Below are 13,672 nucleotides of genomic sequence, written 5' to 3'. Positions count from 1 at the left end.
CATGAGCATCTTCGAACGCTACCTCACACTTTGGGTCGCACTCTGCATCGTGGCAGGTGTCGCGCTGGGACACGTCATGCCCGGCTTTTTTGGGGCTGTTGCAGCTGCCGAGATTGCCAAGGTCAATCTGCCGGTTGCGGTGTTGATCTGGCTCATGATCGTGCCGATGCTGCTCAAGATCGATTTCGGGGCGCTGGGCCAGGTGCGCGAACATTGGCGGGGCGTCGGTGTTACGCTGTTTATCAACTGGGCGGTCAAGCCATTCTCGATGGCGCTGCTCGGTTCCTTCTTCATTGGCCACGTCTTCGCGCCATTGCTCCCGTCCGGGCAGATCTCCTCCTACATCGCCGGCCTGATCCTGCTTGCGGCAGCGCCCTGCACCGCGATGGTGTTCGTGTGGTCCAATCTGTGCGAGGGCGAGCCTCATTATACGCTGAGCCAGGTTGCGCTGAATGACGTCATCATGGTGTTTCTGTTCGCACCGCTGGTGGGCCTTCTGCTCGGCGTTGCGTCGATCACCGTTCCTTGGGACACGCTGCTGCTCTCGGTGGTTCTGTACATTGTGGTGCCCGTCGCGGTGGCGCAGGTCTGGCGGGGCGCGCTGCTACGTAGGGGCCGCGGCGCCTTCGATGGCGTCATGCGGATGCTGCAACCGCTGTCGCTTGTTGCCTTGCTGGCGACGTTGGTGCTCCTGTTTGGGTTCCAAGGTGAGCAGATCGTCAGGCAGCCGGCCGTCATCGCGATCCTCGCCGTGCCGATCCTCATTCAGGTTTACCTCAACGCAGGCCTCGCATATTGGCTGAGCCGTCGCTTTGGTGTCGCGTGGTGCGTCGCGGCGCCGGCCGCGCTGATCGGTGCGAGCAATTTCTTCGAGCTCGCGGTTGCCGCTGCGATCAGCCTGTTCGGTCTCGACTCCGGCGCGGCGCTTGCAACCGTCGTCGGCGTTCTGGTCGAGGTGCCGGTGATGCTTTCGGTCGTTCGCATCGTCAAGGCGACCAGGGGTTGGTACGAAGCCGGAGCGGCTGAGACGAGACCGGCAATGGAGGCACGGCAATGAACGTGACCATCTACCACAACCCCGATTGCGGCACCTCCCGCAACACGCTGGCGATGATAAGGCAGAGCGGGGTCGAGCCGCTCATCATCGAATATCTGAAGACGCCGCCGACGGCGGAGCGGCTGCGCGAACTGATCGCGGCGATGGGCATTCCGGTCCGCGCGCTGCTGCGCGAGAAGGGCACGCCGTTCAAGGAACTCGGCCTCGACGATCCCAAATGGACCGACGACGAACTGATCGCGTTCATGATGCAGCACCCGATCCTGATCAACCGTCCGATCGTGGTGACGCCGAAAGGCGTGCGGCTCTGCCGGCCGTCGGAGCAGGTGATCGATCTCCTGGACCATCCGGTCGGCAGATTCGTGAAAGAGGACGGCGAGGTCGTCGACGCGCGCTGAGGCGGCCGATCGGGCTATCGGTTTAGTTTATAGCAGTGGCCGCCGCCTCTATGTTTGACGCGCTCGCGACATGCATCCAGCGTCGAAAATGAGCAGTCAGGTTGCCCCGCGGCTTTCGCTCCCCGGAGCTGGGCGCAGAACACTGTTGCAGCATCGGCCGAGTCCCGAGGATAGAGAACGAAGCTCATCGTCAGAAGCATCATGGCGCCGAGCGCGATTGTTGAACGCGTCATGTCAATCCTCCCTGTGAGCTTTCGGCAGCAAGCCTGTAGGCCATGATCTCGTATCCGGCGTTCGCTGCGGGCCTCCCATTGGTAAAAACCCGCCATTCTCGATCGCAAGAGTCCGTGGTTTGGGATTGATGCTCTGAGCGCGGCCGCGCATATGCGGATCCCCGATGGTCTGTCCGGAGCGGATGGACGAGCTTGCCGTGCCCGGGATCAAGCTCGCTTGGACTTGCAGGCCTTCAAGAGCAAGGTCGTCTGCCTGCGTATGATCTGCTTGAGCGTCGTCAGCCGATCGCCCGTGATCTCGTCATAGCCGAGCAGAGCCTTGAAATGCTCCCGGGCGAAATGGAACGCGAACAGCTGGCCGGTGATGGTCATTGACGTCATTCGGATTTCGTTTTCCGACATGGCGCCGTTCGACAGGCGCGCGATGATCTTGCCGCAGCGCTCCTGCAGTCGGGGTCCCGTTGCCTTCGAGAGGTCTTTCTTGGTGAGGGTGGATTTGGTCGGCATGATCCGGCGCGTGATGAACAGCGCGCGGCTCGATGCGTCAGCAGATCCGAACAGAAAATCCGTGAGACCGTCGAGGGCCGAGCAATAGGCATCGATGATCTTGTCATCGCTTGCATCGGCTTCCAGCAGCCCGTCCAGGATCTCCAGCGCGGGGCCGACGGCCTTCATTGCAGCGATCTGGATGTCCTCGATGCAGGCGGCATAGAGGCCTTCCTTGCTCTCGAAGTAATATTGCAGGGAGGGCGCCGGCACGCCGGCCTGCGCCGCGATGTCCCGCGTCGAGACGCCGTCGAAGCCGCGTTCGCCGAACAGCGCCAGCGCGGTCCGGATGATCCGCGCCCGCGTCTCCTCGCCCCGCGCGTAACCGCTGTCCGTCTTGCGCCGTCTCAAGCCCGTCATTGCCAATGTCTCCTTGGCCTCCGTCATAGCACGGCCGTAAATTTATTCCAGTTGACATAAATATTCCAATTGGCATAAATATTCCAACTGGAATAAATTTTCTCCGGAAAGGCCTGGTCATGAGCGTCGCGGTCGTGAACAAAGTCAGTGGCGACACCGTCGGCGGTGCCGAGACCGGCGCGGCGGCGGTTTCGCGCAAGCGCAGCCGGACGCGTGTCCTGCTGGGGGCGATTGCTTTCCTGGCCGTGGCATGCGGCGGCGTCTACGGCCGCTATTGGTATCTGGTCGGGCGCTTCATCGAGAGCACCAACAACGCCTATCTGCGGGCCGACCAGGTCGCGATGGCGCCACGCGTCTCCGGACAGGTCTCCGAGATCTATGTGAGTGACAATGAGGAGGTCGCGGCAGGGCAGGCGCTGCTGAAGATCGATCCGCGACGTTACGAGATGACCGAGCGGCAGGCCAAAGCGACCGTCGAGGCGCGCGAGGCTGACGTGGCCAAGGCCGAAGCCGACCTGCGGCAGCAGGACGCCGTGATCGCGCAAGGCGAGGCGGATGTGAAAACCGCCGAGGCCAATTCCGACCTGGCGGAAAAGGAGTTCGAACGCGCGGCGGTGCTGGCCACCCGCGGATTCGCGACGCAGCAGAAGAACGAGCAGACCGAGAGCGCGCTCGCCCAGGCGCGCTCCACCGTCAACCTGAAGCAGGCTGTGCTCGACGCGGCGCGCCAGCAGATCGCGACATTGAAGGCGCAGCTGGCGCAGGCCAGGGCGCAGCTGGCCGCGGCAAAGGAAAATCTCAGCCAGGCCGAGATCGACCTGAACGACACCGTGCTGCGCAGCCCGATCGCCGGCCGGGTCGGTGATCGCACCGTGCAACTCGGCCAGTTTGCGCAGCCGGGCACGCGGCTGCTGACGATCGTACCGACGGACCGGATGTATCTGGTGGCCAATTTCAAGGAGACGCAGCTCGCGCATATGCGGCCCGGCCAGCCGGCCGAGATCCGCGTCGACGCCTATCCCGATCTGGCCTTGACCGGAACGGTCGACAGTTTCTCGCCCGGCACCGGCGCGCAGTTCGCGCTGCTGCCGCCCGAGAATGCCACCGGCAACTTCACCAAGATCGTCCAGCGCGTGCCGGTCCGCATTCGCGTCAATGCGCCTGAGAAGGCCGCGCCGGCCTTCGTCCCCGGCCTGTCGGTCGAGGTCTCCGTCAACACCAGGCCGGGGGACGCCGTCCATACTGCGCGAGCCGGAACATGAGCGCCGCGAGCGACACCGTGCCGCTCCGAACCGGCGCGGCGGGATCGACACCGGCAGGCGACACCGCAAGCGCCGTCGACTGGATCGCGGTGGTGGCCGGCGCGCTGGGCGCCCTGATGGCGACCCTCGACACCTCCATCACCAACACGGCGCTCCCGCAAATCCAGGGCGAGGTCGGCGCCAGCGGCACCGAGGGCACCTGGATCGGCACCGGCTATCTGGTCGCCGAGGTCGTCATGATCCCGCTGACGGCCTGGCTCACGCGGCTATTGGGCTTGCGCCGGCTGCTGTTGATCACGACGATCGCGTTCGTGCTGTTCTCGATGCTTTGCGGGGTGTCCGACGGACTGCTGCAGATGATCATCGGCCGCGCCGGCCAGGGCTTTTTCGGCGGCGCTCTCATCCCGACGGCGCAGGTCATCATCCGCACCCGGCTGCCGCCGCGCCAGATGGCCGTTGGCATGAGCATCTTCGGTGTGATCGTGCTGCTCGGCCCCGTGATCGGACCTGTGATCGGCGGCTATCTCGCCGAGGAGGCGAGCTGGCGCTGGTGCTTCTTCCTCAATCTGCCGGTCGGCATCGCGCTGGTGACGCTTCTGGTTCTTGGACTTCCGGAGGAGAAGGCCGAGCTCGATCTTCTGGCCAAGGCGGATTGGCTCGGGATCGCCGGCATGGCGGTCGCTTTCGCTTGCCTCACGGTCGTGCTCGAGGAAGGGCAGCGGGAGCGCTGGTTCGAGTCCTCCGTGATCGTCGATCTCTGCCTGGTGTCGCTGCTCGGCTTCGTCGCGATGGCCGTCGCGCAGACAACGAGTCCGGACCCGGTCATCAAGCTTGCGCTGTTGCGCAACGGCGCATTCGCCAGCGCCACCTTCATCACCCTCGTGGTCGGCGCCGCCGTCTACGGCACGACATTCGTGGTGCCGCAGTTTCTCAGCAGCATCGCCGGCTACAATCCGCGACAGGCGGGCGGCATCATGGCGCTCGCGGCGATCCCCGTCTTTGTCCTCATTCCCGTGCTGCCACGCATCATCGGCCGTTTCGATACCCGCCTGATGGTGGCGCTGGGCCTGCTGTGCTTCGCTGCAAGCTGCTTTGTCGACATCCATCTCAGTCCCGACAGCGCTGGCGGCGATTTTACGCTGTCGCAGCTGATGCGCGGGGTCGGCCAGATCCTGGCCGCGATGCCGCTCAATCAGGCCTCGATGGCGGCGATCGGCCGGGAGAATGCCGCAGACGGCGCCGGCATCTACAGCATGGCCCGCAATCTCGGTGGCTCGATCGGTCTGGCTCTGTGCGGTGTTTTCATCGATCACCGGAGCGCGGTGCATTCCGATACGATCCGCGAGGCGGTGACGGCGAACTCACTGATGGGGCAGGCCCGGCTCGCCGCCGATGGGCTGAGCCAGGGCATCGATCAGGCGACGGCGCGGCTGCGGGCGATCGCGCAGCTCTCCAGCCTGATCGAGAAGCAGGCGCTGGTGATGACCTACAGCGACTGCTTCTGGCTGCTGGGCATTCTTCTGCTCGCGATCATCCCGATCGTGCTGCTGCTGCGATCGCCGAAGCCGGGCGCCGCGATGGCGGCAGGGCATTAGAGCGTGATGCGGAGAAGTGGAAACCGTTTTCCGAAATCATCATGCTCAAACGAGAGATGAGATCATGATCCGATTCCCTCTCGTCGGATCATGATCGAGGACACGCGCGGCAGGTCGTCCCGGCGAGTCACTCGCTTGCCGCCGATGAGCGTGGCGGTATACTCGGGCCATGGCTGTCAGCTCGCCCGATCTGAAAGCATTCCTGCTCGCCACACCTTTTTTCGGCGGCCTTTCCGATGCGAGCCTCGATCTCCTGGCCTCGATGCTGGTCGAGCGCCGGTTCGACGCTGGCAGCACGGTCGTGGCAGAAGGCGAGCCGGGCCGTTCGATGTTCGTCGTTCACACTGGCACGCTCGTGGTCGACAAACGCAGGGATTCCGGCGCCTTCATTCATATGGCGAAGCTTGAGCCGGGCGATTTCTTTGGCGAGATGACGCTGATCGAAATGCAGAACCGATCGGCCACCGTCATCGCCGAGAGTCCGACCGTGCTGTACGAGCTCACGGCCCGATGTCTGTATGCGTACTACAAGGCCGACATCCACGCCTATGTGATCATCATGCAGAACATCAACCGCGAGCTTTGCCGGCGACTTCGCCGCGCCAACGATCGGATTGCCGAGCTGCTGCGTGCGAGCTGAAGTGCCTCGGCACGGTGGCTCAGTAGAACCCGGCCAGGGCTCATCCAGTTGCCGGTCTGGTAGTCGGTATGCTCATAGATCTGGCAGCGTGATGCGGCGAAAACGGCGTCCGCTTTGCCTTTAGCGACCAAGTTCGTACGGCAGCGCAATCCGTCGCGATCGGAAATTAGCGGAAAGGCTCCCATCGAGCAAATCGATCCGCTTTTCCTCACAGAGCAGAAGTAACGGCGACGCCTCACTCGGGATCCACGGCCAAGACCAAAAGGTGACAGACGACCATTCAGATTGTTGTCTTGCCGCAGTCTTCCGAAAGAGGATATCTTGTTACGTGACGCATGCGACCCTTGCTTCGGTCGCGCGGCCCTTGCTCTTCCGGCCCAGCCTGCGTCTCATCCCCCACATTCCGATGTAACCTCACCGAGAAAGACGGGAGACGATCACATGGCTATTGCCCAATGCCTTTGCGGCGCTCTTTCACTGAAGTTGCGAGAAACGTCAAAGCTGATTGTCGCGTGTCACTGTCTCGCCTGCCAGCGACGAACCGGTTCGCCATTCGGCCTCGGCGTCTTCCATGCGATTGACACCGTCGAGATCTCGGGGACGGCTACGGAGTTCATTCACGTCGGCGATAGCGGCCGTAAGGTACGATGCTATTTTTGTCCAACATGCGGCTCGACGGTCTATTGGAAGCCCGACGTCTCGCCGTCTCTCATCGGCGTCGCGGTTGACGCGCTCGGCGACCCCAGCTTTCCGGCTCCCGCCTTTTCGGTATTCGAGCGGTCGAAGCATCATTGGGTCCATGTTGATGAGGCAGTCGAGCATTTCCAGAAAAGCGGGCTGCAAAAAGGTGCCTAAGCGTCGTGAAGGCCGGCCTTCCTTCAGAAGCCGACGCTCGGTCCGAACACGCCGATCGGCTGCATCGCGTCGAAAGCGGCTAATGGTCCCGGATTTGCAGACCTCCGGTCATGCTCCGAGAGCGGACATCCTCAGCGCCGTCCGTAAGGGCCGGAATGGGCCAATGGCGACATTGCATGCTCGGTGTGATAATGAAATGGGTCACCAGCCACGGCGACAGGTAAGGGAAGGAAGTTATGAGTTGGCTCAAATATGTGTGGGCTGCACTTGTTGGCTTCGCGGCGATGACAATATTCACCGTCTCGACCGCCTTTTTGATCGTGTGGCTTACCACTTCTCGATATGTTGCGCATGCCTGTGCTCATATGCCGATTAGCCCGAACGATTGTGGCGGATGGACCGCATTGGGGTATGCAATCACGGTTCTTGCAGGGTGTGCTCTTGTCGGATTGTTCATAGGGACTACCGTGGGAACGATGGTCGGCATTAGCTTTTACCGACGGCAACAGGACTTGAACCCGAACACCGTGAATTGAGCCGCACGCCTCTAGGGTATGAACATTGAGGTTAGAAAGCCCGCTACGGGTCTATAAGCCGACATTACACGTTTCGACTGATCACCGGGCTCGCTGGCCGCGGCTAATCAGCACCAGTCCAACAACGACCAAGGGATCGCGACGGCGTGATACCAGCGGAGCCGCAAATCCCCGTTCGCGATCTATAGCTGTTTCAGGAATTCCAGCAGCGCATTGCTTACATCTTTGGCGCGCTCTTGCTGAGTCCAGTGACCGCAACCTTTCAAGACTATTGTCTCGCGAAGCAAGGGCACGAATTGTTTCAGGCTAGGGACGAGATGGCTCCAACTCGGCGATCTGTAAACGCCGTCTCGATCGCCAACGACATAGAGTGCCGGGACCGGAACCTTTGCGCCAGACCATGGTGCGAGCAACTCCCAATTGCGATCAATGTTGCGATACCAATTCAAACCTCCTCCAAAGCCGGTGCGCTTGTACTCTTCAACGAAAAATTCGATGTCACTGTCCGTGAGCCACGTCGGCAATGATTGGGTTGTAGGCTTCCCATCAAGCCATCCGCCCTCACTAGGAAGCATCGTGAGCGACGCAGGATCTTCAACCGGCGCATCGCCAGATAGGGCGAACAATGTCGTCTTGATTGCGTTGTGGACGTCTTTTTCGAGTTCTGCCTCGGCAACGCCCGGCGTCTGGAAATACAGTTGATAGAAGCGCTGCTTTTCGGTCCTCGGCATGACGGTGCTTGGTCGGTCGGGACCACGCACCTGATACGGCACGCTCAAGCCAACGACGGCCCTAAATCGATCCGGTCTGAACAGAGCGCAGCGCCAGGCGACCGGCGCTCCCCAATCATGTCCGACAACGACTGCTTGATCCGTGCCGATCGCGTCGAGCAATCCGACCATGTCTCCGGTCAAATGCAATAGAGTGTATTGATCGATCGCATCAGGTTTGTCCGTCTGCCCGTAACCACGCATGTCGGGCGCGATGGCGCGATATCCGGCTGCAGCGAGCGCTTCCAATTGGTGCCGCCACGAATACCAGCACTCCGGAAAGCCATGGCAAAGAAGCACGGTGGGGCCGCTCCCTGCTTCGGCCAGGTGCATTCGAATGCCATTTGTCTCGATAAATCGAAACGATATCGCCATTGCCAACCTCCGTAAGATCCGGCCACATTGTGAGCTCCAGCCACGCCCGAGGTGGCTTCGCCGACACCCAGTCGAACGGCGGACCGCCAAAACGACGTGCTCTAAGAATTTATTTTCGAGCCCGCACCGCGCCTCCGGCAGCATCGGCGCCAGGTCGGCTTCGGGTCAAAGGCTGCCCTCAGCAGGCAACATGCCTTGGTCGGGTCATCTCTCGGAAGCGGACATCACGCCGCTCCGAGCTGAGGTCAGCCACGGGCCACTTCCGGACATCCCAATAGCTCGCATTTCTAGGCGAATTGTTACATATTATCAATCTAAGGTGGGTAAGCATTTCAGCAGGCGAATAGATCGCGGAAACCCAGAACAGCATTCACGAGATCAATCCTTTAAGCGAGCTCGATGATGAGGCGACTATGTTGCGCATCAGTTCAGTTAAAGCGTTTATTATCTCGAACATAATCCACTTGGTCTTGTCTATGGTGATTGGCGCCGGAGCGGCATTCTTGCTCCTTGCGCTTCGAATGCCCGTTCTTCTTCCGACCGCAAAAGGTGTGATGCCGTTCGGTAGCACCGCGATCCTGATGGCTTGCCTGTTGGTTATTCCGTCTTCGCTGATTGCGGGCTTTGTTGCAGGTCGCATCGCTGAATACAAACCTGTCCTTCATGGCGCGCTTTCATCCTGTATCTTTGTCATTCGAGAAGCGTATGGGCTGCTTCATTCCGCCTTGGCCGGTTGGCCGCCACGCACAGTCGGCTGGACCTTGGTCAGCGTCATGTCGATTTTCGCGGCTCTGCTTCTTGGCGCACTCGGCGGTCATGGCGCGGCTCAATTGAGCAGTGAGGCAAACCGGTACAATGTCGCTCCCGTCTCGCGAAATCGCTTCGTGGAACGCGGCCTCTTACCGAAACTCTTGCTGTCTCTGGCCGTGACTGCTTGTGTGTGCGCATTCATCCTCTTCTCCCCGACAATATTCTGTCACGGACAGGGAGCGGGCGGAAATTGCGGCGAGGCTTACATGCTATCCATACCCGCCGCTATGCTGGCGTTGCCAATCGTATTTGCGGGTACGCTGTTCCTAGCTTAAGCCGCCTCCTCGCTCCGGGTCATCAGCGCCATTTCCGGCCCCCACTAGACATGGCGGCAACTACGCTGACAGCCGACGTCAAGCCGGGCGTCGGGATCGGCAGCAAGGGCCGGAAGCCGACGTTCAGAAGATGCAAACCAACTTTTGTAAGGAGCTGTCAACTAGCTTTGTTCTATTTTTGGTGTGACGCGCGATTGACACTCTGGTGTTTGAAGCAAGCAAATCGATTGCAGTCCCTCGGAAAAATTGCGCGGGTCGGTTACATGAACTGTCTCGATCAACAAATCTCAAAAACGTTGATCGTAAGTCAGGAACTAAAACGATATGGAAAGCGTGCTGAGGTCCCTAGGGAAAAGCGTACTGGCCGTTCTCGCAGCCGCGCTCATTTGTGCATTCTTTATCCTGAGCCCGCTGATTTCCTGCGATGGAGGGAGACAACATTGCAGCGAAAGGGTTCTAGACGCCGTTCCGAACACAGTGGTAGCGTCACCAATAATACTGATTTTGGTCGCACTATTCTTCTTCCCATCCAGATGGAAAGACCTGCTTGCAACCTTGGCCGTAGTGGCCGTTGGGATATTGGCCTTGGCTGGGCTCATCGTAATGAGCAAGCCTCGTGCCAATGATCCTGAGGCCGAAGATCGCTATGCCGCTTTCCGTTATACGTATTGTCTTGAGGGCGCCGCACGCACTGTGTCGCAGAAATCTAACGACCCGCCGGAAGCCATCGCGCAAACCTCGTTCGCCAGATGCGAGCGCTGGCGAAAGGAACTTCTCGATTTAGTTCACAAACACGATGACACTATCTACCCCGAAGTGATGAGGGATGCGGAGCAGAAGTTTCGCAGCAAGCTGCCGCAGATCATTGGCAATGCACGCGGGTAAGGCGCATCCTCAGGGAGGTGCCAACGTGAAAAGCAGCACGGGCGACGTGGCTTCCGCTACTATCTCGCCCAAGTGGCTTCGGAATGACCGCTTCGGGTCACAAGCGGTCTTTTAGTCCTCCGGCAGCTCACTTCCGGTCGTCCCCCGAGAGCGGACATCCTCGGCGCCGTGCGGATGGGCCGGAATGGGCCAAATGGAAACATGCCGAATAAGGACGCGAAATCAGCCTCAAGATTTAAGCAGCACCCTGAGCAGGTCATTGAGGAGTTGTCCTTAGTGCTCATGCTCGCCAAAGAGGCCTCTTCAACAGAGGAGTTTCTGAGATTGAAAGCGATCTCATAGCTCGGGTGGACACCCTGCTTCAGGACAATATCTATAAAGATCATCCCGATCTGGATGGCATAAAGCGCCAACTGTTGGCGCCGGCTGCCTTAGATCGGCGGCTGAATTGCTCTAGTCGGGAGGCTCGACGGCTCGCACCCTTGCCGGGACGGATGGCGCCCAATTTGCTAATAATCGAGCCGCACCCACCAGCAATTATCGGTCGACCCTGCCGACGGTTCTTTCTTCTCGCCTGGCGGGCTAAGATTCCATTTTGACACCAGATCAATACAAAACAGGGTAAGTCCGCCACTCGTCCACTCGTAAACCGTTTTGATTCGATACAGCGTGCCGCTTGGTCCCAAGCGGCTACAGGCATTGTTGAACTTGACGGTCCCAGTCGCGGAATTGTCCGGAAGGGGATGGTGGTCGACAAAGCGTAGCGCTGCCGAGAGGCCGTCCATGGCGCGCGTACGTTCTAGCTCCTTGGTGTTCTCCAGATCGAAGCAGGCGAGCGTTTGGACCGGCAACCCGATGATGTCGCCAACTTGGGGCTGCTTGGCCGCGTTGGCTGGGGTGATGGCAGCTATGGCAAAAGCTGCAATTGGCAGAGATGATGACTTCATGTCTGTACCCTTTCCGAATTTGAGCTCTTGGCTTTCGGTAGCGTCTCTGACCCGACGCACACAGGCTCATTTGAGGCTTTTTTCTCTCACCTTGCGAACTAGCGGGTCATTCGCCCGTCCTTGATGACCGCCTCGGGTCACAAGCGATCGCTTAGTCCTCCGGCCGCTCACCTCCAGTCATCCCCGAGCGCGGACATCCGCTACACGGACCAGGAGGTCTATAATGGGCCGATTCCGTTGAAAACGGAATCGGCCGAAACCGGAAGTCGTGCACGTTCTGCAATCTCTTGTTCCGGGGAACACACGCACCTTCATAAGTGCGCCTCTCGAGGCAGTTCTTGGCCCAACGTGAAACATCCACCGCGAGACCCGTTACCCTCATCACGTCGCTTATTGCAGCGCCGATATCGTTCATCCGCAAACAGCTTGCGGCGCAGCGACGGAACAGCATTGCGCCTGAGCAATTGGCGGAACGAAACGGCTCATCAGTCTTTCTCTGCCTTTGGGGAGAGCCTACAGGGGAGAACCCTACGATGTCGGGGAGATGCCCATGACTTCTCAGGCCATAGAAGGCGCATGTGCGTTCGCTTGGCGCAACTACTTGCTGCTCCACAGCGGTATCAGCGAGAACGATAGCCGGCGTTCCGCCATCTACCGATACATCACCAATCTTTGTGATGCCGGCGAATACGACTTCGATCTCTTGCAAATAGCGGCAGTCGCTTACCTGAAAAGCCTGGACGAATTGCATGACGACCGAGCTGCGAGGCTCGCGGCGGATCGCGCTTTGGCCGAGCACTTAGAAACGCGCGGTGCATCGCGCGACGCTTAGCTTTGCCCAGGACACCACAGAAGGAGTGAACAGCATGGCAGACAAGACCTCCAGCGCTAACCTCTTCGCGCGCGACCAACAAGGGCGCGTAATCCCGGCGATAGCAATCGGCATGCATGCCCTGAAGCCAATTATGCGCGTTCAGGTCTCCATGCTGAGGATGTGGGCCGATGGTATCGAGAGGTTCGCGGGCAACTATGAAAAGGGAGTGGAAGAAACTGCGACAACTGTCGAGCAACGGTCAGACAAGGAACGCGCCGCATAATTGACGCGAATAGGCGGGAGGAGTTCGGGGCTCGACTGAGGATAAGATGTCCTCAGATTTGGCGCAGCAGGATCTGCTCGTCCCCAAGATGTCGTCATTGGCGTCATTTCGATATCCCCGCCGCTCCGTGATTTGCCCGCCGGGCACTTTGCGCAAAAACCTGTCCAGCCCTCTCGCGAAAAATATTCCTGTTTCGTATTTTCGGAAATCGTGCATACTCCATTCATCCCGCTTCTCTCAGGAGGGGCGTATCGCGATCGTCACGAACGTTGAAGCGGGATGCGATGGGCTCATCGGGTTGCAGCATGATCTGATCATGCGGACGAACGATCCGGTGTGCACGGTGAAATCGTGTGGTCCTGGCCTCCCGGTGCTGAGGCCTGCGCAGCGCGTCAGCGTTGTCGCGACGCGATGATGCTTCGCATCACGCGGACGGGGGCAAGAAAGCCGGTCCCCGGGGAGATCACGTATAAGCCGTAAAGCCGTCGCGCAGGGAATGCCGGGCTGTCTCGGCTGTACCTGTGGTGACTGCCGCCTGCTTTTTCTTCTGCAGGCGGGCCATGGGCGCGGCCAGCGTCCGGCATTCCCTGCGCCCTCTGCCTGTCGAGAGGGCAAATTCGACGAAAGGCCTCGGGCCCACGGCGCCGCGAGAGCGATCACGCACGTCTTTATGGTGCTTTTGCCCGCGGCGGGAACCAATGGTCGGAGCGGCGGTTAGGTACATAGCAGGAGGAACCCCTATGCGCCGTCCCAAAATCCAGCCGATCCGCAACAAGCTCGATCTCACCGACCGCGTCCAGGTCCGCATTGTCACACGGCGGCTCGGGCTGTCGCAGGCGGAATTGACCGAGATCGTCGGCCGGATCGGCAATTCGATCGCAGCCATTTCCAAGGAAGTGCATTCGCAGCGCGCCTGCAGGCTGGCCGCGGCTGCGGAGGTGCCGCCAGCGGCGGTCATCGCCTCGGTCACCGAGACCAGCGCCGATGTCGGCGCGATGCCGGAGACGTTACCCTAACGGCGATCCGGATTG

14 protein-coding genes are annotated in these 13,672 nt (G+C 60.2%); 11 read left to right on the top strand and 3 right to left on the bottom strand.

All coding sequences use genetic code 11. From position 1 onward, the window contains the following. Window position 1: 1 nt before the first annotated feature. Entirely contained in the window at window positions 2-1,057 is a 1,056-nt protein-coding gene (gene arsB / locus BRAS3843_RS06900; RefSeq protein ID WP_008968066.1) for an ACR3 family arsenite efflux transporter, read from the top strand. Then, window positions 1,054-1,455 (top strand): arsenate reductase (glutaredoxin), encoded by a 402-nt coding sequence (gene arsC / locus BRAS3843_RS06895; protein WP_008968065.1) that lies wholly within the window; start codon window positions 1,054-1,056, stop codon window positions 1,453-1,455. Before arsB ends, arsC begins: the two co-directional genes overlap by 4 nt. Window positions 1,456-1,895: 440 nt before the next feature. On the opposite strand, the gene BRAS3843_RS06890 is transcribed toward arsC, so the two are convergent. Next, window positions 1,896-2,594, bottom strand: a complete 699-nt coding sequence (locus BRAS3843_RS06890) for a CerR family C-terminal domain-containing protein (RefSeq protein ID WP_008968062.1) — start codon at window positions 2,592-2,594, stop codon at window positions 1,896-1,898. 119 nt (window positions 2,595-2,713) lie between these two features. Between BRAS3843_RS06890 and BRAS3843_RS06885 the strand changes: the two genes are divergently transcribed. The 4 genes from BRAS3843_RS06885 (at window position 2,714) to BRAS3843_RS06870 (ending at window position 6,946) form a co-directional block, all read left to right on the top strand. Next, window positions 2,714-3,856: an HlyD family secretion protein gene (locus BRAS3843_RS06885; protein WP_008968061.1), complete on the top strand. Its 1,143-nt coding sequence runs from the start codon at window positions 2,714-2,716 to the stop codon at window positions 3,854-3,856. Next, window positions 3,853-5,451, top strand: coding sequence for a DHA2 family efflux MFS transporter permease subunit (locus tag BRAS3843_RS06880; RefSeq protein WP_008968060.1), 1,599 nt, complete (start codon window positions 3,853-3,855; stop codon window positions 5,449-5,451). The genes BRAS3843_RS06885 and BRAS3843_RS06880 overlap by 4 nt, the downstream gene beginning before the upstream one ends. A gap of 169 nt (window positions 5,452-5,620) precedes the next feature. Further along, window positions 5,621-6,091 (top strand): cyclic nucleotide-binding domain-containing protein, encoded by a 471-nt coding sequence (locus BRAS3843_RS06875; protein ID WP_008968059.1) that lies wholly within the window; start codon window positions 5,621-5,623, stop codon window positions 6,089-6,091. Between the two features lie 441 nt (window positions 6,092-6,532). Then, window positions 6,533-6,946 (top strand): GFA family protein, encoded by a 414-nt coding sequence (locus BRAS3843_RS06870; protein ID WP_035980989.1) that lies wholly within the window; start codon window positions 6,533-6,535, stop codon window positions 6,944-6,946. A gap of 718 nt (window positions 6,947-7,664) precedes the next feature. On the opposite strand, the gene BRAS3843_RS06865 is transcribed toward BRAS3843_RS06870, so the two are convergent. Continuing rightward, a complete protein-coding gene (locus BRAS3843_RS06865; RefSeq protein ID WP_008968056.1) occupies window positions 7,665-8,627 on the bottom strand; it encodes an alpha/beta hydrolase in 963 nt (320 codons plus the stop codon). Window positions 8,628-9,040: 413 nt separating this feature from the next. Here BRAS3843_RS06865 and BRAS3843_RS06860 point away from each other — a divergent pair, with 413 nt between their 5' ends. Both BRAS3843_RS06860 and BRAS3843_RS06855 read left to right on the top strand, forming a co-directional pair. Then, window positions 9,041-9,712 (top strand): hypothetical protein, encoded by a 672-nt coding sequence (locus BRAS3843_RS06860; protein ID WP_008968053.1) that lies wholly within the window; start codon window positions 9,041-9,043, stop codon window positions 9,710-9,712. A 324-nt stretch (window positions 9,713-10,036) separates the two neighbouring features. Continuing rightward, a complete protein-coding gene (locus tag BRAS3843_RS06855; protein WP_008968052.1) occupies window positions 10,037-10,597 on the top strand; it encodes a hypothetical protein in 561 nt (186 codons plus the stop codon). A 509-nt stretch (window positions 10,598-11,106) separates the two neighbouring features. Here BRAS3843_RS06855 and BRAS3843_RS41360 read toward each other — a convergent pair. Further along, entirely contained in the window at window positions 11,107-11,544 is a 438-nt protein-coding gene (locus BRAS3843_RS41360) for a hypothetical protein (protein WP_008968050.1), read from the bottom strand. A 550-nt stretch (window positions 11,545-12,094) separates the two neighbouring features. Here BRAS3843_RS41360 and BRAS3843_RS06845 point away from each other — a divergent pair. The 3 genes from BRAS3843_RS06845 to BRAS3843_RS06830 all read left to right on the top strand — a co-directional run bounded on the left by BRAS3843_RS06845 (window position 12,095) and on the right by BRAS3843_RS06830 (window position 13,657). Next, complete coding sequence (locus tag BRAS3843_RS06845; protein ID WP_035981000.1) at window positions 12,095-12,376, top strand: hypothetical protein; 282 nt, start codon at window positions 12,095-12,097, stop codon at window positions 12,374-12,376. Between the two features lie 34 nt (window positions 12,377-12,410). Then, window positions 12,411-12,641 carry a hypothetical protein gene (locus tag BRAS3843_RS06840; protein WP_008968048.1) on the top strand — a complete coding sequence of 77 codons (231 nt, stop codon included), beginning with the start codon at window positions 12,411-12,413 and terminating at the stop codon, window positions 12,639-12,641. Window positions 12,642-13,381: 740 nt separating this feature from the next. Next, window positions 13,382-13,657, top strand: coding sequence for a DUF3606 domain-containing protein (locus tag BRAS3843_RS06830; RefSeq protein WP_008968047.1), 276 nt, complete (start codon window positions 13,382-13,384; stop codon window positions 13,655-13,657). Window positions 13,658-13,672 lie beyond the last annotated feature (15 nt).

The organism is Bradyrhizobium sp. STM 3843, from assembly GCF_000239815.1.
Lineage (GTDB): Bacteria > Pseudomonadota > Alphaproteobacteria > Rhizobiales > Xanthobacteraceae > Bradyrhizobium.
The sequence above is the reverse complement of the archived record's forward strand: the minus strand, read 5'-3'. Positions and strand labels throughout refer to the sequence as shown.

What these genes read in the sequence shown, in the direction of transcription:
- arsB (WP_008968066.1), top strand. Translation starts at nt 2, where the DNA reads ATGAGCATCTTCGAACGCTACCTCACACTTTGGGTCGCACTCTGCATC.
- arsC (WP_008968065.1), top strand. Translation starts at nt 1,054, where the DNA reads ATGAACGTGACCATCTACCACAACCCCGATTGCGGCACCTCCCGCAAC.
- BRAS3843_RS06890 (WP_008968062.1), bottom strand. Translation starts at nt 2,594, where the DNA reads ATGACGGGCTTGAGACGGCGCAAGACGGACAGCGGTTACGCGCGGGGC.
- BRAS3843_RS06885 (WP_008968061.1), top strand. Translation starts at nt 2,714, where the DNA reads ATGAGCGTCGCGGTCGTGAACAAAGTCAGTGGCGACACCGTCGGCGGT.
- BRAS3843_RS06880 (WP_008968060.1), top strand. Translation starts at nt 3,853, where the DNA reads ATGAGCGCCGCGAGCGACACCGTGCCGCTCCGAACCGGCGCGGCGGGA.
- BRAS3843_RS06875 (WP_008968059.1), top strand. Translation starts at nt 5,621, where the DNA reads ATGGCTGTCAGCTCGCCCGATCTGAAAGCATTCCTGCTCGCCACACCT.
- BRAS3843_RS06870 (WP_035980989.1), top strand. Translation starts at nt 6,533, where the DNA reads ATGGCTATTGCCCAATGCCTTTGCGGCGCTCTTTCACTGAAGTTGCGA.
- BRAS3843_RS06865 (WP_008968056.1), bottom strand. Translation starts at nt 8,627, where the DNA reads ATGGCGATATCGTTTCGATTTATCGAGACAAATGGCATTCGAATGCAC.
- BRAS3843_RS06860 (WP_008968053.1), top strand. Translation starts at nt 9,041, where the DNA reads ATGTTGCGCATCAGTTCAGTTAAAGCGTTTATTATCTCGAACATAATC.
- BRAS3843_RS06855 (WP_008968052.1), top strand. Translation starts at nt 10,037, where the DNA reads ATGGAAAGCGTGCTGAGGTCCCTAGGGAAAAGCGTACTGGCCGTTCTC.
- BRAS3843_RS41360 (WP_008968050.1), bottom strand. Translation starts at nt 11,544, where the DNA reads ATGAAGTCATCATCTCTGCCAATTGCAGCTTTTGCCATAGCTGCCATC.
- BRAS3843_RS06845 (WP_035981000.1), top strand. Translation starts at nt 12,095, where the DNA reads ATGACTTCTCAGGCCATAGAAGGCGCATGTGCGTTCGCTTGGCGCAAC.
- BRAS3843_RS06840 (WP_008968048.1), top strand. Translation starts at nt 12,411, where the DNA reads ATGGCAGACAAGACCTCCAGCGCTAACCTCTTCGCGCGCGACCAACAA.
- BRAS3843_RS06830 (WP_008968047.1), top strand. Translation starts at nt 13,382, where the DNA reads ATGCGCCGTCCCAAAATCCAGCCGATCCGCAACAAGCTCGATCTCACC.